This is a genomic window from Streptomyces antioxidans (assembly GCF_000968685.2).
Classification (GTDB): Bacteria; Actinomycetota; Actinomycetes; order Streptomycetales; family Streptomycetaceae; genus Streptomyces; species Streptomyces antioxidans.
On the sequence record NZ_LAKD02000001.1, the window covers coordinates 323,884 to 350,132 of the forward strand.

General features: G+C 71.9%; 20 protein-coding genes. 12 read left to right on the forward strand and 8 right to left on the reverse strand.

Annotated elements, in window-relative coordinates; translation table 11 throughout:
• Nucleotides 1-30: 30 nt before the first annotated feature.
• The gene (locus tag VT50_RS01295) at nucleotides 31-1,341 is read right to left on the reverse strand and encodes an ABC transporter substrate-binding protein (protein WP_046090073.1); all 1,311 of its coding nucleotides are present in this window, start codon (nucleotides 1,339-1,341) and stop codon (nucleotides 31-33) included.
• Between the two features lie 171 nt (nucleotides 1,342-1,512).
• On the opposite strand from VT50_RS01295, the gene VT50_RS01305 reads away from it, so the two are divergent.
• Both VT50_RS01305 and purU read left to right on the forward strand, forming a co-directional pair.
• Nucleotides 1,513-1,959 carry an SCO4402 family protein gene (locus VT50_RS01305; RefSeq protein WP_046090072.1) on the forward strand — a complete coding sequence of 149 codons (447 nt, stop codon included), beginning with the start codon at nucleotides 1,513-1,515 and terminating at the stop codon, nucleotides 1,957-1,959.
• Between the two features lie 70 nt (nucleotides 1,960-2,029).
• Entirely contained in the window at nucleotides 2,030-2,899 is an 870-nt protein-coding gene (gene purU / locus VT50_RS01310) for a formyltetrahydrofolate deformylase (RefSeq protein ID WP_046090071.1), read from the forward strand.
• A gap of 86 nt (nucleotides 2,900-2,985) precedes the next feature.
• On the opposite strand, the gene VT50_RS01315 is transcribed toward purU, so the two are convergent.
• Nucleotides 2,986-4,482 carry a zf-HC2 domain-containing protein gene (locus VT50_RS01315; RefSeq protein ID WP_206269315.1) on the reverse strand — a complete coding sequence of 499 codons (1,497 nt, stop codon included), beginning with the start codon at nucleotides 4,480-4,482 and terminating at the stop codon, nucleotides 2,986-2,988.
• A complete protein-coding gene (locus tag VT50_RS01320; protein WP_046090070.1) occupies nucleotides 4,479-5,057 on the reverse strand; it encodes a sigma-70 family RNA polymerase sigma factor in 579 nt (192 codons plus the stop codon). Before VT50_RS01320 ends, VT50_RS01315 begins: the two co-directional genes overlap by 4 nt.
• Nucleotides 5,058-5,368: 311 nt before the next feature.
• Between VT50_RS01320 and VT50_RS01325 the strand changes: the two genes are divergently transcribed.
• Nucleotides 5,369-5,746, forward strand: a complete 378-nt coding sequence (locus VT50_RS01325) for an STAS domain-containing protein (protein ID WP_046090069.1) — start codon at nucleotides 5,369-5,371, stop codon at nucleotides 5,744-5,746.
• Between the two features lie 191 nt (nucleotides 5,747-5,937).
• On the opposite strand, the gene VT50_RS01330 is transcribed toward VT50_RS01325, so the two are convergent.
• The 3 genes from VT50_RS01330 to VT50_RS01340 form a co-directional block, all read right to left on the reverse strand.
• Complete coding sequence (locus VT50_RS01330; RefSeq protein ID WP_078840983.1) at nucleotides 5,938-7,305, reverse strand: sensor histidine kinase; 1,368 nt, start codon at nucleotides 7,303-7,305, stop codon at nucleotides 5,938-5,940.
• A complete protein-coding gene (locus tag VT50_RS01335) occupies nucleotides 7,302-7,970 on the reverse strand; it encodes a response regulator (protein ID WP_079343743.1) in 669 nt (222 codons plus the stop codon). The genes VT50_RS01330 and VT50_RS01335 overlap by 4 nt, the downstream gene beginning before the upstream one ends.
• 458 nt (nucleotides 7,971-8,428) lie before the next feature.
• Nucleotides 8,429-9,919, reverse strand: coding sequence for a helix-turn-helix domain-containing protein (locus VT50_RS01340; RefSeq protein ID WP_420822159.1), 1,491 nt, complete (start codon nucleotides 9,917-9,919; stop codon nucleotides 8,429-8,431).
• A gap of 67 nt (nucleotides 9,920-9,986) precedes the next feature.
• Between VT50_RS01340 and VT50_RS01345 the strand changes: the two genes are divergently transcribed.
• The 6 genes from VT50_RS01345 to VT50_RS01370 all read left to right on the forward strand — a co-directional run bounded on the left by VT50_RS01345 (nucleotide 9,987) and on the right by VT50_RS01370 (nucleotide 20,596).
• The gene (locus tag VT50_RS01345) at nucleotides 9,987-11,345 is read left to right on the forward strand and encodes an alpha/beta fold hydrolase (RefSeq protein WP_046090712.1); all 1,359 of its coding nucleotides are present in this window, start codon (nucleotides 9,987-9,989) and stop codon (nucleotides 11,343-11,345) included.
• A 221-nt stretch (nucleotides 11,346-11,566) separates the two neighbouring features.
• Nucleotides 11,567-12,955: a M64 family metallopeptidase gene (locus VT50_RS01350; protein ID WP_078841023.1), complete on the forward strand. Its 1,389-nt coding sequence runs from the start codon at nucleotides 11,567-11,569 to the stop codon at nucleotides 12,953-12,955.
• A 393-nt stretch (nucleotides 12,956-13,348) separates the two neighbouring features.
• Nucleotides 13,349-15,049, forward strand: coding sequence for a serine/threonine-protein kinase (locus tag VT50_RS01355; protein ID WP_046090713.1), 1,701 nt, complete (start codon nucleotides 13,349-13,351; stop codon nucleotides 15,047-15,049).
• A gap of 77 nt (nucleotides 15,050-15,126) precedes the next feature.
• Nucleotides 15,127-16,932 (forward strand): serine/threonine-protein kinase, encoded by a 1,806-nt coding sequence (locus VT50_RS01360; RefSeq protein ID WP_046090714.1) that lies wholly within the window; start codon nucleotides 15,127-15,129, stop codon nucleotides 16,930-16,932.
• 120 nt (nucleotides 16,933-17,052) lie between these two features.
• Nucleotides 17,053-18,672, forward strand: a complete 1,620-nt coding sequence (locus tag VT50_RS01365) for a succinic semialdehyde dehydrogenase (protein WP_046090715.1) — start codon at nucleotides 17,053-17,055, stop codon at nucleotides 18,670-18,672.
• Nucleotides 18,673-18,844: 172 nt separating this feature from the next.
• Nucleotides 18,845-20,596 (forward strand): GMC family oxidoreductase, encoded by a 1,752-nt coding sequence (locus VT50_RS01370; protein WP_046090731.1) that lies wholly within the window; start codon nucleotides 18,845-18,847, stop codon nucleotides 20,594-20,596.
• An 87-nt stretch (nucleotides 20,597-20,683) separates the two neighbouring features.
• Here the strand turns inward: VT50_RS01370 and VT50_RS39905 are convergent, their stop codons facing one another.
• Nucleotides 20,684-21,703: an LAETG motif-containing sortase-dependent surface protein gene (locus VT50_RS39905; RefSeq protein WP_107424692.1), complete on the reverse strand. Its 1,020-nt coding sequence runs from the start codon at nucleotides 21,701-21,703 to the stop codon at nucleotides 20,684-20,686.
• 703 nt (nucleotides 21,704-22,406) lie between these two features.
• Complete coding sequence (locus VT50_RS01385; protein ID WP_046090716.1) at nucleotides 22,407-22,712, reverse strand: chorismate mutase; 306 nt, start codon at nucleotides 22,710-22,712, stop codon at nucleotides 22,407-22,409.
• A gap of 307 nt (nucleotides 22,713-23,019) precedes the next feature.
• Here VT50_RS01385 and guaA point away from each other — a divergent pair, with 307 nt between their 5' ends.
• From guaA to VT50_RS01400, 3 genes are all read left to right on the forward strand, one after another.
• Complete coding sequence (gene guaA / locus VT50_RS01390; RefSeq protein WP_046090717.1) at nucleotides 23,020-24,606, forward strand: glutamine-hydrolyzing GMP synthase; 1,587 nt, start codon at nucleotides 23,020-23,022, stop codon at nucleotides 24,604-24,606.
• A gap of 139 nt (nucleotides 24,607-24,745) precedes the next feature.
• Nucleotides 24,746-25,348: a Uma2 family endonuclease gene (locus VT50_RS01395; protein ID WP_046090718.1), complete on the forward strand. Its 603-nt coding sequence runs from the start codon at nucleotides 24,746-24,748 to the stop codon at nucleotides 25,346-25,348.
• A gap of 65 nt (nucleotides 25,349-25,413) precedes the next feature.
• The gene (locus VT50_RS01400; RefSeq protein ID WP_046090719.1) at nucleotides 25,414-26,211 is read left to right on the forward strand and encodes a class II aldolase/adducin family protein; all 798 of its coding nucleotides are present in this window, start codon (nucleotides 25,414-25,416) and stop codon (nucleotides 26,209-26,211) included.
• The last annotated feature ends 38 nt before the right edge of the window (nucleotides 26,212-26,249 follow it).

A 26,249-nucleotide genomic window follows, 5' to 3' on the forward strand; every position in this document is an offset into this window, starting at 1 on the left:
GGCTGAGCCCGTAGGGGCCCGGCCCGTGGCTCAGTCCGCCGGGTGGTAGCGCTCCAGGATCTTGGACACGTTGACGAAGCCCTTGCGCACCGCCACCAGTTGGCCGTCGCGCACCATCTGGTAGGTGACGTCCGCGTTGACGATCCGCGAGTAGTTGGGCACGTGCAGCGTGTCGCCGTAGCCCCAGCGCAGCGTCGGCGTCAGCCCGCCGGTGTCGACCGCGTGGCCGTTGTCCAGCGCGTCGCGCACGGTGCGGGCGCTGATGTCGTCGGCGTGCAGGGACATCAGCACCGAGCGCAGCACCGTGTAGCCGATCCAGGTGGTCTGCGTCCCGGGGTCGTCCGGATCGATGCGGTTGTCGTCGAAGGCGTACTTGCTGATGACCTTCTTCATGGAGTTCCAGCGCGGATCGTCCCCGGCCGGGTACCAGCCGGTGGCGTAGGTGCCCTCCAGGGGGCTCGAGGCGCCGCCGGTGGAGTCGATCAGGGACTGCCGGACGCCGCCGAGTATGGAGGCTATCCGCACCTTCGGATGGTTCTCCTGCACCCGGCGGAAGGAGTCGAAGAAGGTGCCGGTGCGATTGCCGAGCGCGGCGGTGACGCAGGAGTTCTCCAGGGCCGCGCCCTGGTCGGCGGTGCCGAGGGAGCTGTCGGCGCCCACACCCTCCAGTGCGGTGGTGGCCTGCTCGCTGTAGTCGCCCGCGTCCTCGGGGGCGCGGACGTCGCGGGCGTCGGCGCGGTCGCCCGCCCTGAGGCCGGTGTTGAGCAACTGGGGGAGATCGTCGCCCGCGATGGTGTCGGGGCGCACCAGCGCGGTGCGCTCGCAGCGGGGGGCCAGCTGGCGGCCGTTGCCCACCAGCAGGGCGGCCTGGCCGCCGTTGACCGGATAGGAGTACGGGCTGTCGAACTCCTCCTGCGTCAGCCCGTAGCCGCCTATGTAGGGGATACCGGCGACCTCCAGCGGGGAGATGAAGGCCCGGCCGTACTGGCTGTACGAGCCGACGACCGCGACGGCCTTGTCCTCCTTGGCCCGCTGGGCGCACGCGGCGGCCTGGACGGCGTCATTGCGCTCGTTGCAGGTGACGATCTCGAGCTTGCGGCCGTGGATGCCGCCGGAGTCATTGACCCAGCGGGCAAATGCCTTCGCCATGGCGGGCATTCCCGGCATGTTCGTCGCTTTGGTGCCCTCGGGGGCCCAGGTCATGACGATGATGGGGTCGCTGTCGCTCTTGTTCGACAGCACCGCGCCACAGCCGGACAGCAGCGATGCGCCGACCGCCGTACACAGTGCCGCAACGGCGGCTCGGAAGGGGCGGGAGGAGGGGCGTCGCCGTCCGGTCATGGCAAGCGAGCTTGGTGCTTCGCGAGGAACACAGCCGCTATGACAAGACAAGGGATGGTGACGTAGAGGTGAACAGCGGGGGCTGAACCGTCTCTCTGTGTGAAGAACGTACGATCGGTGATTGTGCAAGGTTCGGAGAACTCTTCCCGTCGCGCCCGTCGCTCGACCACCATGGGGGTCATGCCTGTCAACGACATGCCCTGGTGGCGCTGGCGCACCAATGTGCGCTCGGCGCTGCACATGCTCTCGGATCCCGTCTTCCAGCAGGAGTGCTGGCTGGCCGGCCAGCCTGGGTACGGGGATGTGACCGACGCCGTCTACCGGCTGGTCGAGGACACCTGGCTGGACAACTGGTCCGCCGAGAAGTACGTCGGCACGATCTTCCGTGACTCGCAGGAGGCGGCGCTGGTCGACGTCGCCGTGCTGCGGGTGCTGAGGATCATGCACCAGGTGGGCGCGGACGCTCCCGTCTCGGCGTACATCGAGCACCACGGCTGGCCGGAAGCCGTACGGGCGGCCCGCGAGGCCCATGTGCGGCTGGCCACCAACGACGGCGAGGATCCGGACATCCCACCGCGCACCCTCGAAGTGCTGGCGATCATGACGCAGGCGGTCTGATGTGACGCGGGCCGTCTGAACGACGTCGCGGGTGTGGGGCGCCGCCGCGGGTGTGGGACGCTATGGAGTCATGAGCGAGTCGCATCCCGTCCCCGACCAGTACGTCCTGACGCTGTCCTGCCCGGACAAGCAGGGCATCGTGCACGCCGTGTCGAGCTATCTGTTCATGACCGGCTGCAACATCGAGGACAGCCAGCAGTTCGGGGACCGCGACACCGGGCTCTTCTTCATGCGGGTGGCCTTCCGCTCCGTCTCGCCGGTGAAGGTGGCGGATCTGCGGGCCAGCTTCGCCGCGGTCGGCGAGTCCTTCCAGATGGACTGGGAGATCCACCGCGCCGACGAGAAAATGCGCATCCTGCTCATGGTCAGCAAGTTCGGGCACTGCCTGAACGACCTTCTCTTCCGGTCGCGGATCGGCGCGCTGCCGGTCGAGATCGCCGCGGTGGTCTCCAACCACACCGACTTCCAGGAGCTGGTGGGCTCCTACGGGATTCCGTTCCACCACATCCCGGTGACGAGGGACACCAAGCGGGAGGCCGAGGCCCGGCTGCTGGATCTGGTGCGCACGGAGCATGTGGAACTGGTGGTGCTGGCCCGCTATATGCAGGTGCTCTCCGACGACCTGTGCAAGGAGCTGTCGGGCCGGATCATCAACATCCACCACAGCTTCCTGCCGAGCTTCAAGGGCGCCAAGCCGTACCACCAGGCGCATGCGCGCGGGGTCAAGCTGATCGGGGCGACGGCCCACTATGTGACCGCCGATCTGGACGAGGGCCCGATCATCGAGCAGGAGGTCGAGCGCGTCGGCCATGGGCTCACCCCGGACCAGCTGGTGGCGGTCGGCCGCGATGTGGAGTGCCAGGCGCTGGCCCGCGCCGTGAAGTGGCACAGCGAGCGCCGGGTGCTGCTCGACGGGCACCGTACGGTCGTCTTCGACTGAGGCCGGTCGCCGGGCTACACCGGGCTACCGGAACCGGGCTACCGGGCTCCTCTTCCTCTCTTCCTCAGAGGCGGGACAGGTCTTCCTCAGAGGCGGGACAGGGCCGCTGTGGCGAAGAGCACATCCCGGATCGCCTCGGTGTCCCCGGACAGGCCCGCCGCGGCCTCCTGCGGCGGCACGTGCCCGGACGCCAGCAGATAGAACGCCTCCTGGTCCAGCGCGATCGTCGCCACCGCCTCCTCCGGCTCGGGCATCGCCGCCGGGGAGTCCAGCGGGATGTACCAGTCGCCACCGCCCGTGCCCTCCACCTGCAGATGGAGCGTACGGCCCGGGGTGCCCGCCTCGACCAGCCGCCGGGGCGGGGCCGCGAGCCCGGCCCGGCGCCGCTCGGCCAGCGTCCCCGGAAGCAGCCGGGCACACAGGTCGATCATGGCCTTGAGGTGGGCGGACGCCGGTGGTTCATAGGGGTAGTCGATGGCCTCGGCGATGTCCCCGGCGTGCACCCAGCACTCCAGGGCGCGGTCGAGGAACGCGTCGCGGATCGGCAGCGCGAAGTCCCCGTACGGCACATCGAGCTCCGCCACCCCGCGCCCGGCGAAGGACACCGTACGGACCAGGGCATGGCCCTGCTCGCGCCACAACTCCCGTACCGCCCCGGGCGGACCGGCCCCGTACGCGGCGCCGGGCTCGAGGTGCCAGTACGCCTCCGTACGGGCCAGGGGCGTGCCGGGGGCGTCAAAGCCCATCGGGTCGGGGAGGCCGAGGGAGGCCGCGACGATGCCGTCCACGACCATCAGATGGCCGATCACCCCGGCGACGGTGGTGTCCCGGCCGGTGAGCCGCCGCCCGTCGAACCACTTGAGCCGCACCGGGGCACGCCACTCGGCCTCGCCCATGTCGCGCAGCAGCGCGTCCAGCCGGGCGGCCTCGGCGTCGTAGGCACCGGCCCAGCCGGGCATGGGTATCCGCGCCGGGCGGCGGCCCAGACAGCCCGCGAGCACCCGGGAGCGCAGCATCGGGTCGAGGTCCAGGCTGTGCTCGGTGTGCAGCAGCCCGACGGCGTCACGCAGCCGCAGCGCCTCCTCGGCGCAGGAGGGGCAGTGGTTGAGATGCGCCTCGACGGCGGAGGTCTCGTCCTGCGAACACGCGGTCAGCGCCCAGGCGCCGAGCAGCGAGCGCAGCAGATCGTGCGAGAGCGGATGGGCCGCGGAGGGCGTGGGCGCCGCGAGGGGCGGGGCGGGCGGTGTCGGGGGCGGGCCCGGTGGCATGGGTGCCGCATCGGGCTCCGGGCCGGGCTCCGGTGCCCGTTCCGCCGGTGCCTCGTCGGCCCGGATCCCGTCCGTCCGTGACTCGTCCGCCGTGGGCGGCCGTGGGGCGGGGATGCCGCCGTCCAGGGCGCCCGGCCAGCGGCCGCCGTCCTCGGCGGCCGACCGCGGCGGCGGGATGCGGGGTGGCCCGGCGGGGTGGGACGGCAGATCCGCGCCGCTGCCCCGTCCGGGCCCGTCTCTGCCGTCCCCGGCTCCGCCGGAGCTGTCGCCGTAGGCGTCGTCGTCATACGGGTCCGGCCCGCCGCGCCCGGTCACAGCGCCCGCCCGTAGCCGGGGGGCGGGACCGCGCGGGACGGCTGGACATGGGCCGTGGACAGCAGCTGGAGGCCCAGCCGGAGGCGGCGCCTGGCCTCGTCCTCGGTCACCCCGAGGGCGGCCGCCGCCTCGCGGTAGTCGCGGCGGTCGAAGTAGGCGAGCTCCAGGGCGGCGCGCAGCGGGGCGGGCATCGAGGTGACGATGTAGTCGGCGCGGGCGGCCACGGACGCCTCGCGGATCCGCTCCTCCAGGGCCTCGCTCGTGAGGGTGTCCCCGCCGGCCGAGGCGGGCTGTGACGCGCGTAGCCGATGCACCGCCTGGCGCTGGGTGAGCATGGCGATCCAGGCGCGCAGCGAGCCCTGCCGGGGGTCGTACGCGTCCGGGTTCTCCCAGACGTAGCCGAAGACTTCCCGGGTGACGCGGTCGGCACCGGTATCGTCCTCGAGGACCCGATGCGCCAAAGCATGGACAAGCGAGGCGAAACGGTCATAGAGCTCGGCGAGTGCGGCCGCTTCGCCGCGTGCCAGGCGCTGTTGCATCCTGCGGTCCCAGCGGGGAGGTGCGTCGTTCGCCATGCGGCCCCCAATCCCGAGTTGTTCGACCGGCCCTCCAGGCACTATGCCCGCGTTCATATCGAATGTAATGCCGGTGGCTCACACAGCACGCGTCCATCAGGCAAAGTGCGTAAGAACCGGGTTGCGCATGGTATTGGGACGGTCGCTTTGCGCAGGATCGGGGAGACGAAACGCTTCGGCACGGCATAGGGTCGTTCCCCAAGGCGTATGCCCGGGGGAGTTTCATGCGCCGACGGGCGGGCAGCCGCCCGGGAACAGCAAATTCCGGTTAGCGGCGAGCGAAGGGCTTCGGGCGCGTGACGTTGAAGGTGATGGAGGACCGGCGGGGGGAGTGGGTCGTTCTCCAGGTCTCTGGAGAGATGGACCTGGTGACCTCGCCCGCAGTCCGGCAGCACGTCCACGACGCGGTCGCCGAGGGCCGCCATTGGCTGGTTCTGGACCTCTCGGAGGTCCGGTTCTGTGACTCCAGCGGGGTCGGCGTACTGATCGCGGCGCGCCGGCTGATGCGGTCGTGTTCGGGTCGGCTGCGGCTGATCCTGCCGCCGCAGGACGCCGCGCACGGTTCGCATGTGCACCGGGTGCTCGCGGCCCTGGGAGTGCGGCGGCTGTTCGATGTCTACCCCGACTTGAGGGCGGCCACGGAGGCGGACGAGGACGACGAGGACGCGGTCGACACCCTGTCGGCCTGAGCGCTCCGCCGGAACTGCCCTGACCTGCCGTCGATCGTCCGAACGGCGCCGTCGTTGCTGGTCGTGCCCGCGCGGCGGAGCCGCACATCGACACGGCCCCGCGCCCCTTCGGGGCGCCACCGAACCGCGGCCGACGTCCACCGATCCGCCTGGGGTGCCCGGATGCCCGCCCAGGGCGCCGCGCGGCCCACTCATGCCGCCGGTCCCGTGACGCGCGGGGTCTTGGGGAAGTCGGCCCGTACGGCGAAGCCGCCCTCCTCCGTGGGCCCGGCCTCCAGCGTGCCGCCCAGCAGCTGTGCGCGCTCCCGCAGTCCGACCAGACCGTGTCCGCCGCCCGGCAGTCCCGGGGCCACGGCTGAGGCGTCGGGCGGGCCGTTGCGCACCTCGACCCGCAAGCCCCTGGTCTCCTCCGCCGCTTGATCGGCTTCCTGCGCCGCCTCTTCCGCCGCCTCCGGCCCCTCTCCCTCTGCGTCGCCCTGCGCGTCGTTCACCCGTACCGTCACCCGCGCCCCGGGGGCATGCTTGCGGACGTTGGTCAGCGCCTCCTGGACGATGCGGAAGGCGGCCCGTTCCACCGCCTCGGAGTGGCCCGGCCGCTGGGTCGCGCTGTCCGTCTCGAAGGTGACGTCCAGCGCGCTGAGCTCGATCAGCCGGGGCAGATCCGCCAGCCGGGGCTGCGGGGTCAGCTCCTCGTGGTCGCCGCCCGCCGCGCGCAGGATGCCGACCATATGGCGGAGTTCGTCCAGGGTCCGCACGGACAGCTCGCGGATGGTCCGCGCGCCCTCCCGCGCCTTCGCGTCCTCCGCGCTGATCTGCACCGCACCGGCCTGGAGGCTGATCAGGCTGACCTGATGGGCGACCACGTCGTGCATCTCGCGGGCGAGCCGGGCGCGTTCGGTGGACAGCACCTGCTCGGCGATCAGCTCGTCGGCGTGGCGGCGGCTGCGGGTCAGGTCCTCGATCCGGGCCGCGAGCTCCGCGCGGGTACGCACCAGGAGGCCCAGCGCGATGGGGCCCACCGAGGTCACACACGCGTCGATCAGGGTGAGGGTGTTCTCCCGGTACGCGGTGGGCTCGAAGTCGGATACCGGCCAGGGGATGAAGTGCGCGGCGGCCAGCAGCAGCGCGGAGATCCACAGCAGCCACCGGTCGGGGCGGAGCCTGGCGACCGTGTAGAGGGCGATCATCGGCGCGAACCAGACGTAGCCGATGAGGATCCCCGGCAGCGTGATCAGGAAGACCAGCGCGGGCAGCTTCCGGCGCACCAGCAGCGCGGCCGCCGCCGCCAGCGAGACGTTGAGCTCGAGGCCGAAGGTGACGCCGTTGACGAGCAGCGCGTCGGCGACCGCGAGGAGGACGGGGACGATCAGCGCGCCCCAGTGGATGACCGGCCGTGGCGGCCGCAGCCGGGAGGCCGGGGCGGGCGGCGGCGAGGAGAGCGCGGAGGCGGCGGAGGAGGTGCCTGACGTACCGGAAATATCGGGTGTACCGGACGCGTCGGGCGTGCCCGGCGAACCGGGGGACGAACTGCGGGGCGGGGGCAGCGGGGAGACGGTCATCGGGGGCCACCTATCGGCGGACGGCTGGTGACGAGCCCGGCGCGGTCGGCCACGATCGCCGCCTGGACGCGGTTGAGTCCGCCCAACTTGCCGAGCACCGCCCGCACATGGTCCTTCACGGTGCTGGGAGCGAGCCCCATCCGCTCGGCGATCTGCGGATTGGCCAGCCCCTCGCCGAGCAGCGTCAGCACCTCGCGCTCGCGCGGGGTGAGCGCCTCGACGGCCTCGGCCGCCGTCACCTCCGCCTCGGCGGCGAGATAGCCGCCGATCACGGCGCGGGTGACGGCCGGGTCGAGGACGCTGCCGCCCTCGGCGAGCGTGCGCACGGCCCGTACGAGCTGTTCCGGATCGGTGTCCTTGAGGAGGAAGCCCGCGGCTCCGGCGCGCAGCGCGGCCGCCAGGTACTCCTGGACGTCGAAGGTCGTCAGCATCGCCACGGCGGGGGAGGCGGGCGCGGCCCGCAACTGTCTGAGGACACTGAGCCCGTCGGCGTCCGGCATCCGGATATCGAGCAGCACCACATCGGCCTTGCTGCCCAGCACCGTCTCCACCGCGAAGGCTCCGGAGCATTCGGCGACCACCTCGATGTCCGGGGCCGTGCCCAGGATCAGTCGCAGACCGGATCGTACGAGCGCCTCGTCGTCCACCACAGCCACACGGATCACCGGCCGCTCCCTCTCCTCAGCTGTCATGCCCATTGCCTGGACAGCCTGCCTCATCAGAGAGCGAATATGGAGTAGTTGGCTCCGTCAGTGGGCGGGAACACCCCCGCCAGTCGGCGGGGGTGACGGCCGACCAATGGCGGATTTCCCCGGCGGCTCCCGACAGGCAGAGTGGATGTCAAGCCGCATCACCCCGTGGGGTCGTCCCGAACCCCAGCCCCGTGACCGCGCCGGAGTGCCTCCCGATGCGCGATCGGCGGACACGGCAGCGGGGCGTTGCCGCGGTCAGGCCGCCGCGACCCCCACACGCGGCGGCCTGTTCGTCTCTCCGACCGCCCGCCGCGCGGTGCGCCCCGACCAGGCGCCCGGCCCGGCGACCCAGGCGCCGGCCGGCCCCCCGAGAAGCTACGGGGAGGGGCCGGGCGGGCGGTCGGTAGGGGCGGGAGGGGCCGGTGGACGCCTCACATGGGGGGCTCGGCGGGGGCCGGGCCCAGGGTGGTGGTGCCGGGCGCGGCACGGTGGCCGAGCCCGGTGCGGTAGGCGTCCATCGCGGCCTCCAGACGGCCCTCCCTGCGCAGCAGATCGCCCAGCAGCCGGCACAGGTCGGCCAGGTCACCCGCGGCGCCGGTGCGTTCGAGCAGGGACAGCGCCGCGCAGTAGTGCTCCTCCGCGGCCTCGGCGTCGCCCCGTTCGTCCGCGATCAGGCCCAGCAGCCGGTGGGCGCCGCCCGCGTGGACCGCGCCGCGGTCGGCGGTCAGCCCGGCCTCGCCCGGTCCGGCTTCGTCCGACGCGGCCTCGCCCAACGCCTCGCCCGGTTTCCCGGCGGTGTTCACGGCCTCCGCCACGGCCGGGGAGCTCGCCAGCAGCGGTAGCAGCAGGGCCTCGGCGTCCGCCGTACGGCCGCGACGGCGCAGCACGTCCGCCAGCTCGACCTCGACCTGCACGGTGAACAGTGCGGCGCGCTTGGAGGCCAGCATGTCGCGGGCGGTGCGCAGTTCGCGCTCGGCCCGCTCCAGATTGCCGTCCTGGGCGTGCACATAGCCGCGCATCCAGTGGCAGTGCGCCAGGTCGGTGTGGATGCGCAGCTGCTCGTACAGCTCCTGGGCCTTGGCCAGGGAGGCGTCGGCCTCGGCCGTCCGGCCCTCGGCGATCAGGGTGCGGGCCACTCCGCGGTGCATCCGGGCGATGAGCCCCGGGTCGTCCACGCTGGGGGCCAGCGCGAGCGCCAACTCGGCGGCGCGCACGGCACGGGCGTGCGCCCCCATGTCCATATAGGGCGCGATGGCCGCCGTGTAGAGCAGCAGCAGCGCGTACGGATCGTGCAGCCCCGAGGCGTTGAGCTCGTCGATGGCGCTCTCCAGCAGATAGCAGGAGTAGCGCAGTTCGCCCGCGAGGAGATGGGCCACGGCCCGGCCGCGGATCGCCGGGATCCGGCGGGGCAGCGGCTCCCCCGCGAGCAGCCGCTCCACGGCCTCGAAGTGGTCGCGGCCGACGGTGAGTTCGCCGGTCTCCAGCGCGCAGTCGCCGAGCCCCAGCAGGGCCGCCGCGCGCTCCTCGGCGAACCCCAGCCGCTCGGCCTCGCGGCGCACCTCCTCGAAGAGCCCGGCGGCGTCCTCCGCGGCGCCGGTCGCCAGCGCCCGCCGGGCGTCGGTGAGGGCGGCCCGCAGCCGGGTGGCGTCGCGCGGTGAGCGGCCGGTGGTCAGCTCCTCGTAGCTGACGCCGAGCCGGTCGGCGAGATGGCGCAGCGCGGCCTCCGAGGGGCGCACCTTTCCGGCCTCGAGGGTGGAGACGTAGGCGGCGGTGTAGGCGGGCTCGGCCAGCTGCCGCTGGGTGAAGCCGCGTTCGGTACGCAGCCTGAGCACCCGGCGCCCTATCTCGGCGGTCGACTCCGCCCCGGCCGCCCCCGTCACCGTTCCCGCCGTCCGCCCGTCACCGGCGCTTCTGTCGGCCACCGTGCCCTCTTCTCCCCGGCGGTAACTTAATCGCCGGGCTAAGTCCATTTAACGTGAGGATTGAAGGATGCAGCAGGCAAGCACAGCGGTACCGGCCGGGCCGGGCGCCGTGACGACCGTCCGTCAGCCGGAACTGCTCCTCGCCGACTATCACTTCGACGTACCGCTCGACCATAAGGCTCCCGAGGGCGAGCTGATCCGGCTTTACGCACGAGAGGTCGTCGCCGCGGGCAAATCCGCCGCCGAGCGCGAACGGCTCCCCTGGCTGCTCTACCTCCAGGGCGGGCCCGGCTGCGGCGCGGACCGTCCGGTGGGCCGCTCCGGCTGGCTGGACCGCGCGCTGGACGAATACCGCGTGCTCCTGCTCGACCAGCGCGGCACCGGCCGCTCCACCCCGGCCAACCGCCAGACGCTGCCGCTGCGCGGCGGGCCCGGGGAACAGGCCGGGTACCTCTCCCACTTCCGCGCCGACGCGATCGTCCGCGACTGCGAGCTGATCCGGCAGCGGCTCCTGGGCGACCGCCCGTGGACCGTGCTCGGCCAGAGCTTCGGCGGCTTCTGCGCCGTGAGCTATCTGTCCCACGCGCCCGAGGGGCTGGACGCGCTGCTGCTGGCCGGCGGGCTGCCCGCGATCGACCCCGGCACCGACGCGGACGCCGTCTACCGGACCGCCTATCCGCGGATGGAGCGCAAGACCCTCGCCCACTACGCCCGCTATCCGGGCGACGCGGACACCGTCCACGCCCTCGTACGGCACCTGACCGAGCACGAGGAGGTCCTGACGGACGGGACCCGGCTCACCGTCCCCGCCCTCCAGCAGCTCGGCTTCCTGCTCGGCACCGGCGACGGCTCGCACCGGCTGCACTACCTCCTGGAGGACGCGTTCGTGCCCACCGCCGACGGGCCGCGGCTGGGCGACGCCTTCCGCGAGCAGGTGGCGGCCGTCCTCTCCCGCGCCGCCATCCCGCTCTTCAGCCTCCTGCTGGAGTCCATCTACGCCCAGGACGGCCGGGCCACCGACTGGGCGGCGGAGCGGGTCCGCGCCGAATTCCCCGCGTTCGACGCCGGTAAGGCGGTCACCGAGGACCGTCCCGTGCTCCTTACGGGCGAGACGGTGCACCCCTGGATGCTGGACACCCACGCGGCGCTGCGCCCGCTCGCCCGCACCGCCGAACTGCTCGCCGCGCGCACCGGCTGGGGCCCGCTGTACGACACCGAGCGGCTGGCGCGTAACACCGTGCCGGTGGCCGCGGTGATCTACCACGACGACCTGTACGTGGACACGGAGCACTCCCTGGCCACCGCGCGGGCGATCCGGGGCCTGCGCACCTGGGTGACGGACGAGTTCGAGCACGACGGGATCCGGGCCGGGGGCCGCCGGGTGCTGGACCGGCTGCTGCGGCTGGCGCGCGACGGGAGGGGGTGACCGGGGGCGTTGGGCGGGGAGGGGCTGAGCGGCGGTTCGGGCGGCGTCGAGCGGGCCGAAGGGCGGGGGTGAGCGGGGAGCGCGCCGCGGGGTTGTGCGGTGTCCGATTTCCTAGCCACTTCCCTAATTCCCATTGCCCCCGACACCCGGACCCCTTAGGTTGAGCGGCGAATTAATCCTGCTTAACTGGCCGCTTATAGCGAGGACTTACGGGAGTCACCGTGCGCAGACGCATACGGAGCCGCATACGCAGCCGCAACCCCCTGCGCACCGCGGCCGTCGCCGGAGGCATCGCCCTGGCGGCGGCCGCGGCCATGACCGCCTCGGCCACGGCGTCGACCGGCTCGGCCACGGCGTCGCCGGGCGCGTCCGGCCCGGCCGCCCACGCCGACGCCGCTTCGGCGCAGCGCACCCTGGACGTGGAGTACTTCACCGGCCCGGGCGGCCACCCCCGCCATACCGAGGTCCCGGCCGCCACCCCCGAGCGGCTGGCCCGCGCCGCCGGTCCCCTGTCCGCCAAGGAGGCCGCCGCCGACGGCGAGGTCGGCTCGGTCGTCGAGAACGGCACCACGGCCGACAAGCTGGACGTCGTCTTCATCGGCGACGGCTACACCTCGGGCCAGCAGGAGGACTTCCACGCCGACGCGCGCTCCAAGTGGGAGCAGATGTCCGCCGTGCAGCCCTACGCCTCGTACCAGGACCTCTTCAACGTCTGGACCGTGGACGCCGTCTCCAACCAGTCCGGCGTCTCCGGCGACCCGTCCAAGGACGTCGTCAAGGACACCGCCCTCGGCTCGTACTTCTGGTGCGACGACATCGAGCGGCTGCTGTGCGTCGACACCGCCAAGGTCGAGTCGTACGCGGCCAAGGCGCCGCAGGCCGATCTGGTGGTCGTGCTGTCCAACTCCACCAAGTACGGCGGCGCGGGCTACACCCTCACCTCGCAGGTCGGCTACGACGGCATCGCCACCGCCTCCTCCGACCACGCCGACTCCGACCAGATCGCGGTCCACGAGACCGGCCACTCGCTCGGCAAGCTGGCCGATGAGTACTTCTACCCGGAGTACGGCACCTACACGGGAGCCGAGCCCGAAGAGTCCAACGCCACCAAGCTGAGCGCGGCGGAGCTGACCGCCCAGCAGCAGAAGTGGTACCGCTGGATCGGCCAGACCTCGCCGGACGGCGGCACGGTCGGCGCCTACGAGGGCGGCCGCTACTACCCCAAGGGCATCAACCGCCCCACGGACAACTCGATCATGCGCACCCTGGGGCGGGAGTTCAGCCTCCCCGGCCGCGAGGCGATGATCGCGGGCTTCTACCGCCACGCCAGCGCGCTCAGCAGCCGTACGGCCACCGCGACGGCCGTCAAGCGGTCGGCGGGCATCGAGGTGGACGTGCCCAAGGGCGCGTCGCTGACGTGGTACGTGGACGGGGCGGAGGTCACCACCGCGAACGGCAAGACGAGCGTCACCCCGGCGGAACTGGGCGTCCCGGGCGACGGTGCGACCCATAAGGTCACCGCGAAGGCGACGGACACCACGGATGCGGTGAAGGACCCGGCCCTGCGGAAGCTGCTGAGCGATTCCCGGACATGGAAGGTCACTGGCTGACCGTTCCTGTCCCACTCCGACTGGCCGCCCCGTGGACCCCCGCCACGGGGCGGCCCCCTTTTTTTGAGGGCTCGGTTCGCCTCCGGGGCGCTTCAGCCTCCCCCAGCTACCGCTGGGGGTGCCCCCTGTCGACGGTCAACCGTGCTCGGGTCCTCGTTCCTCGGGCCCTGCGCGCGCTCTCCCTTTCGGCAGCGACGCGCCCCTTCGGCTCACTCGCCGGTGAGCCCTCTGGACCGGAAGCGCAGAGGTACCCGATGGGGGCGGCCGCGGTCCGCCCCTTTAACATCGGCGGAACTCAGACTTCCGTATGGCGCGCCCGAGCTCAATCGCCCGTGGGGGTGGGTCGGTGGTCCGGTGTTCGGGGGCGCCGGGGGAGTGAGGCAAGATGAGCCCATGGGTACCGGGGGAGAAGGCCGCCTTATCGCCAACCGCTATCGGTTGGCGACACGGCTCGGACGCGGCGGAATGGGCACGGTCTGGCGGGCCGTCGACGAGCTGCTGGGCCGCGATGTCGCGGTCAAGGAGCTCCACATGGACGACGGGCTCACGGCCTTCGACTCGCAGTTGCGCGGCGAGCGCACCCTGCGCGAGGCCCGGACCGTCGCCCAGATCAAGCATCCGAACGTGATCGTCCTCCACGATGTGATCGAGGACGACGACTGCGACTGGATCGTCATGGAGCTGGTCGACGGGTTCTCGCTCGCCGACCGGCTGGGCGCGGACGGCCCCGTCGGGGTGCGTGAGGCGGGGCGGATCGCGACCGCGCTGCTGGGCGCGTTGCGCGCCGCGCACGCGCGCGGGGTGCTGCACCGCGACATCAAGCCCGCCAATGTGCTGATGGAGTCGGCCACCGGCCGGGTCGTGCTGACGGACTTCGGGATCGCGCAGGTCACCGGGTCCACCACGATCACCGAGACCGGCTCGTTCGTGGGCTCGCCCGAATACACCGCGCCGGAGCGGATGTCGGGGCGGCGCACCGGGCCGGAGTCTGACCTGTGGTCGCTGGGGGTGCTGCTCTGCACGCTGGTGGAGGGCCAATCACCGTTCCACCGCGAGTCGCTGGCCGGGGTGCTGCACGCCGTCGTCTTCGACGAGATCCACGTGCCGGAGGCGGCGGGCCCCCTGAAGCCGGTCATCGAGGGGATGTTGCGGCGGGCGCCGGAGGAGCGGCTGACCGCCGAAGAGGTCGAGCGGATGCTGCTGATGGCCAGGGAGGTGGGCGACACTCCGGAGATTCCGCTGGAGTACACCCCGACCCAGCCCGGCGCGCCGTTCGGGCCGGACGGCCGCGGTTCGTCGGCGTCCGTGCCCGTGCGGCCGCCGTCTCCGGAGTTCTCCCACGCGCCGTTCCCCGCTTCGGGGCCCCCGGCCGCGTCCGCCGCCCCGGGCGCCTCCGCCGCCGGGTCCCGTTCCGGCCGTGGCGGGCGCCGTCGTGTCGTCCTTATGGCGGCCGCCGCGGTGGTCGCGCTCGCCGGGACCAGCGCGGGTGTCGTGGCGCTGCTGCACAACGGGGGCGGTGACGGCGACGAGAAGCGGGGCGGGCGTAGCAGCCAGGGCGCCGACCGGAGCCCGGGCGGCTCCGAGAAGGCGCCGCAGCGGCCCGCGACGGACTCCGGCTCCACGGCGAATCCGTCGGACCGGATCCCCGAGGGCTATGAGCGGGTCACGGACCCGCTCGGCTTCTCGCTCGCCGTGCCCAAGGGGTTCGCCCGCGAGTACAAGCCGCCGCGGGTCTACTACAACTCGCCAGGTATGGAGTTCCGGATCGGGATCCACGTCCAGCTGCAGAGCGCCCAGAGCCCGTTCGAGCTCAGCCTTAAGGCGGACGACAAGGGCCCGCAGGACTATCCGGGCTACCGCAGCGGCCAGGTCATCGAGACCGAGCACAACGGCCAGCCCGCCGCCCTGTGGGCGTTCATCTGGAACGGCTCGGCCGACGACGGCGGTTCACGGCAGACATACGACCTGAGCTGGAACGAAAACGGCAAAATGTATGACGTGTGGCTATCCGCACCCGTGGGGGAGAAATCCCAGGGCAAGCGGCATTTCGACATCGCCACCAAAACGTTCTCGTACCCCGGCGCGCCGAACTGAACGACGTCGCAACGGCTTTGTCACGAGCGCCCACGGTGCCTCCACAGCGGTACCGCCCCCTGGGTAATGATGGGCCTATGACGAACGACGGGGGACGGGCGAACGAGCCCACCAGCTACAGCCTGCGGCCACCGCACGCGCCGGCCGCCCAGGTGCCGGCGCCGCAGCCGCCGCCCGAGGCGCCCGGGGCGCATGAGGCGCCCGAGCAGCCGGGCCGGGAGGCCGGAGCGGCGGGGCCGTCGCGGGGTGCGTACGAGCCGACGCAGTACGCCGATCCGCGAGGCGGCGTCCAGCCGCCCGCCGGACAGCGGCCTGCCGAAGACCAGCCTGCTGAAGACCGGCCCGCCGAAGACCTGACCGCCGCGCAGGACCCCAACAGCGGGCGGCTCATCGGCGGCCGCTACCAGCTCGTCTCCCGCCTCGGCCACGGCGGTATGGGCACCGTCTGGCGGGCGCACGACCAGATCGTGGACCGCGATGTCGCGGTCAAGGAGCCGCGCGTCCCGGACCAACTCCCCGAGCGCGAGCGGCAGACCGTCTATCAGCGGATGGAGCGCGAGGCGCGCGCCGCGGCCCGGATCGACCACCCCTCCGTCGTCACCGTCCACGATGTGGTGGTCGAGAACGGCCGCCCCTGGATCGTGATGGAGCTGGTGCGCGGCCAGTCGCTGGGCGACCGGCTGATGGAGGGCACGCTGGATCCGCGCGAGGCGGCCCGGATCGGCCTCGCCGTGCTGGGCGCGCTGGCGGCGGCCCATGAGGCGGGGGTGCTGCACCGCGATGTGAAGCCGGACAACGTCCTGCTGGGCCGGAGCGACCGGGTGGTGCTCACCGACTTCGGCATCGCGCAGATCGAGGGCGAGCAGCGGCTCACCGAGACGGGCGGCTTCGTCGGCTCGCCCGAGTTCATCTCGCCCGAGCGGGTGCTGGGGCAGCGGCCGGGCCCTGAGTCCGACCTGTGGTCGCTCGGCGTCGTGCTGTACGCGGCGGTCGAGGGCATGTCCCCGTTCCGCCGCTCCCACGCCCCCGCGACCCTCCAGGCCGTACTCGGCTCCGAACCGCAGGTCCCCGCGCGGGCCACCGGCCCGCTCGCCACGCTGATCATGCAACTGCTGCGCAAGGACGCGGCGATGCGCCCGGCGGCGCCCGAGGTGCGGCGGGCCCTGGAGGAGGCGGCGCGGGAGCCGCAGCCGGTGCCCACCATGCTCGCGACGGCCGGATACCCGATGGGCGGCGGGCAGTCCGCGGGCAGCCGCTTCGTGCCGCCGATCCTGCACAAGAACCGTAAGGCCCAGCTCGGGCTGGGCGGTGTGGTGCTGGTGGTGGCGGCCGCCCTGGTGCTCACCGTTATGAAGCCGTTCTCCGGTGAGGGGCTGCCGGCGCGCTGGTCGGTCCGGGAGGAGCGCGATGTCGTGGGCGCGTCCCTGGCCGTGCCGGGCGAGTACCGGCGGGTCCAGGACGACAGCGACTCGGACAACCCGCTGGTCACGTACTACGACCCCAGCGGTGTCTTCACCGTCTCGCTGCGGCGTTCCACCCCCGACGGCGAGGACGACCCCGCGAACCTCGACGCGGCGGCGGACCAGATCGTCGCCTTCTACAAGGACGGCGGCGAGGCGACGGTCGAGGAGGCCAAGAGCGAGAAGGCCGGGGCGAAGCAGCAGGGGAAGGAGGCGAGTGACGTCACCACCTCCTATCTGCCGTACGGCACCAGCAGCAACAAGAACCCCATCCGGTATGTGAAGCGGGACCACCTCTATATGAACAAGGCCAAGGTCGCCTGGGATCTGACGGTCACCATGCCCGCCGACGGTGACGCCCATGAGGACGGCCAGAAGCTCTACGAGCAGATCGTGCGGAATCTGAAGATCCACCAGCTCTGAGGGAGCGGGGCGGTTCCGCCCTGGGTGGCGGAACCGCCCACGGCCGACCCGCGGGGGCGCGCGGCGAAAGTTGTTACCGCCGGGTACCCAAAGCCGTCGGGCGGGCCTACTCTCGCCCCCATGACGGACTCGCACATCACGCAGGGCGGCACCGGCAGCACCGGCAATCCGGTCGCCCCCGAAGGCCCCCGCACCGCCGCCGACGTCGTCACCCCGGAGCTGATCACCCGGCTCACCCGGGGCGTCGGCGGCAGCGGCACCACCGTCAGCCACACGCCGTTCACCGGGGAAGTGCTCGCCGCCGCCCTGCCCGAGTCCACCCCCGAGGACGTCGCCACCGCCTTCGACAACGCCCGCGCCGCCCAGCGGGCCTGGGCCGCGACCCCGGTACGCAAGCGCGCCGCCGTCCTCCTCCGCTTCCACGATCTGCTGCTGCGCCGCCAGCCGGAGATCCTGGACCTGATCCAGCTGGAGACCGGCAAGACCCGGCTGCACGCCCAGGAGGAGGTCCAGGGCGTGGCCATCGTGGCCCGCCATTACGGCCGTAAGGCGCCCGCGTATCTGCGCCCCAAGGGACATCTGGGCGCGGTGCCCACCCTCACCAAGGTCACCGAACTGCGCCAGCCGCGCGGGGTCGTGGGCCTCATAGCCCCCTGGAACTACCCCCTCCAGCTCTCCGTGGGCGATGCGATCCCCGCCTTCGTGGCGGGAAACGCCGTGGTGATGAAGCCCGACACCGAGACCGCGCTGTCCGCCCTGTGGGCGCGCGAGCTGATGGTGGAGGCCGGACTTCCGGCCGGGGTGTGGCAGATCGCGATCGGGGACGGCCCGGTGGTCGGCCCCGCCGTGGTCGAACGCGCCGACTACGTCGCGTTCACCGGCTCCACCCGCACCGGCCGCGAGGTGGCCCAGGCCGCCGCCGCCCGACTGGTGGGCTGCTCCCTCGAACTCGGCGGCAAGAACGCCATGCTGGTGCTGCGCGACGCCGACCTCGCCCGCGCGGTCGACGGCGCGGTGCGCGGCAGCTTCGCCTCCGCCGGACAGCTGTGCATCTCCATGGAGCGGCTGTACGTCCACGAGTCGATCGCGGACGACTTCCTGGAGCGCTTCGCGGCCCGTACGAAGGCCATGCGGCTCGGTACCGCCCTGGCGTACGGGGCGGAGATGGGCTCGCTCGTCTCGGAGCGCCAGCTGGAGACCGTCACCCGCCATGTGGACGAGGCCGTATCCAAGGGCGCCACGGTGCTCGCGGGCGGCCGTGCCCGCCCCGACATCGGCCCGTACTTCTACGAGCCGACGATCCTGGACGGCGTGGAGTCCCCGATGGCCGTCTGCGCCGAGGAGACCTTCGGCCCGGTCGTCTCCGTCTACCGCTTCCGCGACGAGGACGAGGCCGTCGAGCGCGCCAACGCGACGTCCTACGGTCTGAACGCCAGCGTCTGGACCAAGGACGCCCGGCGCGGCCGGGCGATCGCCACCCGGCTGCGCGCGGGCACGGTCAACCTCAACGAGAGCTACGCCGCCGCCTTCGGCAGCGTCGCGTCCCCCATGGGCGGCATGGGCGACTCCGGACTCGGCCGCCGCCATGGCTCCGAGGGCATCCTCAGGTTCACCGAACCGCAGACGGTGGCCCAGCAGCGGCTGATGCCGCTCGGCCCGGCCTTCGGGATGACGGATGAGAAATACGCGGACTTCATGACCCGCAGCCTGCGTGCGCTCAAGGCACTGCGCCTGCGCTGACCAGCACATTTCAAGGGAGGTACCAGTGTCAGGGGAGAAGTCTGCCCAAAAGCGGGCACAAGAGCCCGGCCGCGACGAGCACTTCGCCAGCGATCCCGAGGCCAGCACCGACGCCGATGCCCACGTCCACGACCACGCCGACGACGGTGACGGTGACTTCGACTATGACGTGATCGTGATCGGCTCGGGATTCGGCGGCTCGGTATCGGCCCTGCGCCTGACCGAGAAGGGCTATCGGGTCGGCGTCCTCGAGGCGGGCCGCCGATTCACCCCGGAAACCCTGCCCAAGAGCTCCTGGGACCTCCGCAACTACCTCTGGGCCCCGGCCCTCGGCTGCTTCGGCATCCAGCGCATCCACGTCCTGGGCAAGGTCATGGTGCTGGCGGGCGCCGGGGTCGGGGGCGGCTCGCTCAACTACGCCAACACCCTCTACGTACCGCCCGAGCCGTTCTTCCGGGACCGCCAGTGGGGGCACATCACCGACTGGCAGGAGGAGCTGGGCCCGCACTACGACCAGGCGCGGCGGATGCTCGGGGCGCGCCTCAACCACACCCTCACCCCGTCCGATGTCCACCTCAAGGCGGCCGCCGAGAAGATGGGCGTGGGCGACACCTTCCACATGGCGCCCGTGGGGGTCTTCTTCGGCGACGGCCACGACGCCGACGGCACCACGAAGGCCGCGCCGGGCGGGGCCGTCCCCGATCCCTACTTCGGCGGTGCGGGCCCGTCCCGCAAGGCGTGCACGGAGTGCGGTGAGTGCATGACCGGCTGCCGCCACGGCGCCAAGAACACCCTCAACGAGAACTATCTCCACCTCGCCGAGCGGGCCGGAGCCGTGGTCCACCCGATGACGACCGTCGTCGCCCTGTGCGACGACCCGCACGGCGGCTATACGGTCACCACCGTCCCGACCGACAACCGCCGCAAGGGCAAACCGAAGGCGCTGCGCTCCCGGTACGTCGTCCTCGCCGCCGGTACGTACGGCACCCAGACGCTGCTGCACACGATGCGGGACAAGGGGCTGCTGCCGCGCGTCTCCGAGCGGCTCGGCATCCTCACCCGCACCAACTCCGAGGCCCTGGTGGGCGCGCAGACCACCGACCGCCGCTACCGCCGTGCGCGGGGCGGGGAGGAACGGGCGGACTTCACCCGGGGGGTCGCGATCACCTCGTCCATCCACCCGGACGGGAACACCCACATCGAGCCCGTCCGCTACGGCAGGGGCTCCAACGCGATGGGGATGCTCTCCATCCTGCAGATCCCCCACGGCGGCCGTGTGCCGCGCTGGCTGCGCTTCCTGGGCGCCAACCTCCGGCACCCCACCCTGGCGGTGCGCTCGCTGTCCAACCGCCGCTGGTCGGAGCGGACCATCATCGGCCTGGTCATGCAGACCCACGACAACTCGCTGACCACCTACCGCAAGCCGAAGGGGCCGGGGAAGGGGCTGCTCACCGCCCGCCAGGGCCATGGCGAGCCCAACCCCGACCACATCCCCGAAGGCGCCGAGGCCGCCCGCCACATCGCCGACTCGATCAACGGCTTCGCGGGCAGCAACGTCGGCGAGCTCATGGGCACCCCGCTGACCGCCCACTTCCTCGGCGGCTGCCCGATCGGGGCGTCCCCGGAGGAGGGCGTCATCGACCCATACCACCGGCTCTACGGCCATCCGGGCATCCATGTGGTCGACGGCGCCGCCGTCTCGGCCAACCTGGGCGTCAACCCGTCCCTGACCATCACGGCACAGGCCGAGCGGGCGATGTCCCTGTGGCCCAACAAGGGCGAGTCCGACCCGCGCCCGGCCCCGGAGGCGCCGTACGAACGCCTGCGGCCCGTTCCGCCGCGCAGCCCCGCCGTCCCGGCGGACGCCTTCGGGGCCCTGAGGCTCCCGCTGCTGCCGGTGCCGAAGGTCCCGCCGCACGCCTGAGCGCCACAGCGCCTGAGTGCCGGGGCGGGCGCCGTACGGACCGGAGACCGGTCCGTACGGCGCCCCTCAGAACCGTCGCAAGGGCCGTCAGACCGTGGCGCGACGGCGGCGGACCACGAAGACCGCGCCTCCGCCGGCGGCCATCGCCACACCGCCGACCACCGCGATCACGGGCAGCGCGGAGGAGGAGCCCGTCTCGGCCAGGCTGCCCTGCGGGCTGATCGCCGTGTCGCCCTCCGGCTTGTGCGGCAGCGGCTTCTCGCCACCCTGCGGCTTGGGGTCGGCCGGGGGCACATCGCCCGGCTCCGAACCCGCCTTCACCACGTCGAACTCGTAGTACTCACCGGTCGAGTAGACGCAGTTGCCCTCGTCGTCCGCGTACACGCCGACGCTGATGGCGTAACCGAAGCCCTCGGGCGCGCTCTTGGCGACGCTCAGCCGGAGGTCGACCGTAAGGGTCTCGTGGGGGCGCACATCGGTGTAGCCGATGTAGCCGGAGCCCGGGTCGTCCTCGTCGGTGGAGATCGCCTTCCAGGCGCCGGACTCGGGGTCCTTGTACTGCAGCGTCAGATACCTGCCCGTCCCGTCCGGGGCGGATTCGTGCACCGTGCCCGCGAAGAGCCCGAAGTCGACCCGCTGGTAGGCGCGGTCCGACGCGTTCTTCACCTGGAACCTGAAGCCGTGGAAGCCGCTGCCCGCCACGACCTTTGACGGCAGGCCGACCAGGGCGGTGCTGAGCTCCGGGTCCTCGTTGTAGTCCCCGTCGTCCGCGCACTCGTCGTCGCCCGGCCCCCCGGTCGGCGTCGGGGTCGGCGTCGGGGTCGGCGTCGGGCTGGCGGTCTCGGTCGGCGTGCCCGTGGGAGAGGGGTCGCCGGGGGTCGGCGCCTGGGTGGCGCTCGTGGACGGCGCCGGGGTGGTCGGCGTGGTCCCGTCGTCCGGGGCGGTCTCGGACGGCGACGGGTCCTCCGGCGACGGCGTGGTCTCGGAGGTGGACGGCGACGGGCTCCCGCCCGGCGTCTGCGCAAAGGCAGCGGGCGCCGCGAGAAGCGCGGCGGGGGCTATGGCGGCCGTCGCTGCGGCGGCCGCCAGGGCGCGGCGAAGCTTCATGAAGACCTCTCTGGGTCCGTACGCATCCCCATGGGGCGATACGCGTGTGGAAGGCCGTCGCGGTGGGGCGCGGGATGGCCCGTGCGTTTGCACGTACATGACCGGGCGCATGGCCGAAAGGTTGCCTTCACAGCTGCTCACGGAATGGTCACAGAATCCGCAATATGTGCCCTGTCTCGCATGTCATCACCCGTACGGCGCGTGACCGGCCCGCGCGCGGGCTCGTTGTGCCCGGTGCCGCGCCAGCCAGGAGCGGCCCGGAAAATCCACGCGTGGCTCAGATCCGCCGCGGCGATGAGACGCGGTCCCTGTGGTGATTCAGGCGGCCCGTCGTGGGACCTCGCTTCGGCGAGGTGACCGGTCGGCAGGGGACAGCAGCCCGGTCACCACTCAAGGACGGTCGGCCCCGGGGACGCCCGGGGCCGACCGCATCCGGTCGAAACGGTTGCGCCCGGCGCTCCGCATCCACCACGATGCTGAGGGAGAAAACGCCCCCGGTCACACCCCGACATTGGTCCGACCACGCGGGCGTACGCCGTTCAGCCACCCCTGACATACGGGCCCCGAAAGCCAGCGGCGCAACCCCCCGGCGCCGCCTCTCAGCACCGGCGCTGCCCTGACGCCGGTGCTGACCGCCTAGGGCCCCGGGGGCGCCCGCCCCGTTCGGGCGTCCCCGGGGCCCTTCGCTCACTCATCAAGGGATTCAGACCCGGCCCCGGCAGAGCTCCAGCAGCGTCATGGCGAGGGTCGTACCGGGCTTGCCCAGCCGCTGCCGGTAGCGGTCGAGGATCTCCATCTCGCGGGAGAGGTGCACCCGCCGCCCGCCCGCCGCGATCCGTGCCTCCTGGACGGTGGCCGAGACGGCCATCCGCTCCCGGACGAGATCGAGGATCTGCCCGTCGAGGGCGTCGATCCGCTGCCGCGCGGTGCCGATCACCTTCGCGGCCTCAGTGGCTTCCGTGGCTTCCGTGGCCTCATTGGCCTCCGTGGCCGAAACGCTGCTGCTCATGTCCGTATCTCCTGGTCCGTGTCGCGGAGCCCTGGAATCCGGTGGGACCCGGTGAGGAGAACAGAGCGCCCCGGGCCTTTGCCGGCCCGGGGCGCCTGGGAAGTCGCTGTCAGTGTTTACGCAGCACGACCATGGCAGCCGGACGGGCCGGTGCCATAGGTAAAGACGAAGGTCATGCGCGTGGACATGGCGCCGATTATGGTCCCGTTAGAATCGAAAGTCCAAACCTGCGGTCCCCGCCCCGATGCCGTGGCCCCCGCCGCAGTCCCGTTCCACCGCACGCCACCACCGCCGGAAGGCCGCCGAAGTGCCATCAGCGTCCCCTGCTGCCGCCCCCGACACCGTCCTGGTCGTCGACTTCGGCGCGCAGTACGCCCAGCTCATCGCCCGCAGGGTCCGTGAGGCCCGGGTCTACAGCGAGATCGTTCCGTCCACCATGCCGGTGGCCGAGATGCTCGCCAAGAACCCCAGGGCGATCGTCCTCTCCGGCGGTCCCTCGTCGGTCTACGCCGAGGGCGCGCCCTCGCTCGACCGCGCGCTCTTCGAGGCGGGCGTCCCCGTCTTCGGCATGTGCTACGGCTTCCAGCTGATGGCCACGGCGCTCGGCGGCACCGTGGACAACACCGGGGCGCGGGAGTACGGCCGTACGGCGCTCACCGTCACCAAGCAGGGCTCGACGCTCTTCGCGGGCACCCCCGAGGAGCAGCAGGTGTGGATGTCGCACGGCGACGCCTGCTCCCGGGCCCCCGAGGGCTTCACCGTCACCGCGTCCACCGATGTGGTGCCGGTCGCGGCCTTCGAATGCGATGAGCGCAGGCTGTACGGCGTGCAGCACCACCCCGAGGTGATGCACTCCACCCACGGCCAGCAGGTGCTGGAGCACTTCCTCTACCGGGGCGCCGGTCTGGAGCCCACCTGGACCACCACCAATGTGGTCGAGGAGTCCGTGGCCGCGATCCGGGAGCAGGTCGGCACCAAGCGCGCGATCTGCGGGCTCTCCGGCGGTGTGGACTCCGCCGTGGCCGCCGCCCTCGTCCAGAAGGCCATCGGCGACCAGCTGACCTGCGTGTACGTGGACCACGGGCTGATGCGCAAGGGCGAGTCCGAGCAGGTCGAGAAGGACTTCGTGGCCGCCACCGGGGTGCAGCTGAAGGTCGTCGAGGCCGAGGAGCGGTTCCTTACGGCGCTCGCCGGGGTGTCCGACCCCGAGGAGAAGCGGAAGATCATCGGCCGGGAGTTCATCCGGGTCTTCGAGCAGGCGCAGGCCGAGCTGGTGGCCGAGGCGGGCGCGGCCGGTGAGGACGTGGAGTTCCTGGTCCAGGGCACCCTCTACCCCGATGTCGTGGAGTCCGGCGGCGGCACCGGCACCGCCAACATCAAGTCCCACCACAATGTGGGCGGGCTGCCAGACGACATCGAGTTCCAGCTGGTCGAGCCGTTGCGCCGGCTGTTCAAGGACGAGGTGCGGATGGTCGGCCAGGAGCTCGGCCTGCCGGACGAGATCGTCCACCGCCAGCCCTTCCCGGGCCCGGGCCTGGGCATCCGCATCATCGGCGAGGTCACCAAGGAGCGCCTGGACCTGTTGCGCGAGGCCGACGCCATCGCCCGTGAGGAGCTGACCGCCGCTGGTCTTGACCGCGACATCTGGCAGTGTCCGGTGGTCCTGCTCGCCGATGTCCGCTCGGTCGGCGTCCAGGGCGACGGCCGCACCTACGGCCACCCGATCGTGCTGCGCCCGGTCTCCTCGGAGGACGCGATGACGGCGGACTGGTCGCGGCTGCCGTACGACGTGCTGTCGCGGATCTCGACCCGCATCACCAATGAGGTGGACCAGGTGAACCGGGTGGTGCTGGACATCACCAGCAAGCCGCCCGGCACCATCGAGTGGGAGTGACCGCCGCGCTCCCTCCGGGTCGGATGGTCAGCTGATCGTCAAACGCCGACGCCGTCGCTCATACGTTTGGGTGGCGGCGACGGCGTTTGCGCTGGGTACTTTGTGCGCAGAGGCGAGACTCCGTCTCATGGGAGCAATCATGAGCGCCGCACGCGAGTACGAGCTGGACGAGCAGTACGAGTGGGCCCGCCCGCCGCAGGGCGGCTGGACGGCGGACGACCTCGACCGGCTTCCGAATCTTCCTCCGCACACGGAGCTGATCGACGGCAGTCTCGTCCTCGTGAGTCCGCAGCCCCTTTTTCACATGCGTGCCCTGTGTTTGTTTGAGAACGCCTTGGTGGAGCAGGCATCGGACTCGTTGGACGTCATGCGGGAAATGACGGTCAAGCTGGACTACAAGAACCGCCTGGAACCCGATGTGCTGGTCCTCCGGGCCGGAGCGGACGCCGGGCCCCTCGACACCTGGTACGGGCCGGAGGACGTCGTGCTGGCCATCGAAGTGATGTCAGCGGACTCCAAGGAGCGCGACCGCGAGGTCAAGCCACGCAAGTACGCGGGCGTCGGCATTCCGCATTTCTGGCGGGTGGAGGAGGACGGCGGTCTTCCCATTGTCTACGTCTACGAACTCGACCCCGCCGTGAAGGCGTACCAACCCACCGGCATCTACCACAACAAGCTCCGCCTGACCCTCCCGTTCGACATCGAGATCGACCTCACCGCGATTCATCGCCGTAGGCCCTGACTCTGGCCTCCTGCGATACCCAGAGGTAGCTTCCGCTCCAGCACACCAGAGGAGCGGAGCTGCCGATGACGAACCAGCCGCAGACCCCCACCCCGATACCGACCGACCAGCTGCGGTTCACCATGCCCCCGCAGCACACCTCCCCCCATGACGAGCGCCGCTACCGCAAGGAGCGGCTGGCCGCGGCGCTGCGCCTGTTCGGGCGGTACGGGTACGAGGAGGGGGTCGCGGGCCACATCACCGTGCGGGACCCGGAGTTCACCGACTGCTACTGGGTGAATCCGTTCGGCGTGCCCTTCGGGCACATCACCGTGAGCGATCTGCTCCTCGTCAATCAGGCGGGCCAGGTGGTCGAGGGGCGCTCCCACGTCAACCAGGCGGCCTTCGTCGTTCACTCGTCCGTGCATCAGGCGCGGCCGGACGTCGTGGCCGTCGCGCACAGCCGCTCGGTGCACGGCCGGGCGCTGGCCGCGCTCGGTGAGCCGCTGGAGCCGATCACCCAGGAGGTCTGCGCCTTCTTCGAGGACCACGCGGTCCACGGGGGCAGTACGGGGGTCGTCGTGGACGAGGACGAGGCGCGCGCGGTCGCCGTGGCGCTCGGCGGCCACAAGGCCCTCATCCTGCGCAATCGCGGTCTGCTGACGGTCGGGGACTCGGTCGACGCGGCGGCGTGGTGGTTCATCACGATGGAGCGGGCCGCCCAGGTGCAGCTGACCGCCAAGGCGTCGGGCAAGCCGGTGCCCATCGACTACGCCGACGCGATGCGGACGCGCGAACAGCTGGGGAACGATCTTGTGGCGTGGATCAACTATCAACCTCTGTATCTGCAGATCACCCGCGATGAGCCGGACCTGCTGAGCTGACACCCTCCGCGGTGCGGCACAATCCCCTCTCAACACAT

Coding starts and splice junctions, on each gene's coding strand:
- VT50_RS01295 (WP_046090073.1), bottom strand. CDS start 1,341: ATGACCGGACGGCGACGCCCCTCCTCCCGCCCCTTCCGAGCCGCCGTT.
- VT50_RS01305 (WP_046090072.1), top strand. CDS start 1,513: ATGGGGGTCATGCCTGTCAACGACATGCCCTGGTGGCGCTGGCGCACC.
- purU (WP_046090071.1), top strand. CDS start 2,030: ATGAGCGAGTCGCATCCCGTCCCCGACCAGTACGTCCTGACGCTGTCC.
- VT50_RS01320 (WP_046090070.1), bottom strand. CDS start 5,057: ATGGCGAACGACGCACCTCCCCGCTGGGACCGCAGGATGCAACAGCGC.
- VT50_RS01325 (WP_046090069.1), top strand. CDS start 5,369: ATGGAGGACCGGCGGGGGGAGTGGGTCGTTCTCCAGGTCTCTGGAGAG.
- VT50_RS01330 (WP_078840983.1), bottom strand. CDS start 7,305: ATGACCGTCTCCCCGCTGCCCCCGCCCCGCAGTTCGTCCCCCGGTTCG.
- VT50_RS01345 (WP_046090712.1), top strand. CDS start 9,987: ATGCAGCAGGCAAGCACAGCGGTACCGGCCGGGCCGGGCGCCGTGACG.
- VT50_RS01355 (WP_046090713.1), top strand. CDS start 13,349: ATGGGTACCGGGGGAGAAGGCCGCCTTATCGCCAACCGCTATCGGTTG.
- VT50_RS01360 (WP_046090714.1), top strand. CDS start 15,127: ATGACGAACGACGGGGGACGGGCGAACGAGCCCACCAGCTACAGCCTG.
- VT50_RS01365 (WP_046090715.1), top strand. CDS start 17,053: ATGACGGACTCGCACATCACGCAGGGCGGCACCGGCAGCACCGGCAAT.
- VT50_RS39905 (WP_107424692.1), bottom strand. CDS start 21,703: ATGAAGCTTCGCCGCGCCCTGGCGGCCGCCGCAGCGACGGCCGCCATA.
- VT50_RS01385 (WP_046090716.1), bottom strand. CDS start 22,712: ATGAGCAGCAGCGTTTCGGCCACGGAGGCCAATGAGGCCACGGAAGCC.
- VT50_RS01395 (WP_046090718.1), top strand. CDS start 24,746: ATGAGCGCCGCACGCGAGTACGAGCTGGACGAGCAGTACGAGTGGGCC.
- VT50_RS01400 (WP_046090719.1), top strand. CDS start 25,414: ATGACGAACCAGCCGCAGACCCCCACCCCGATACCGACCGACCAGCTG.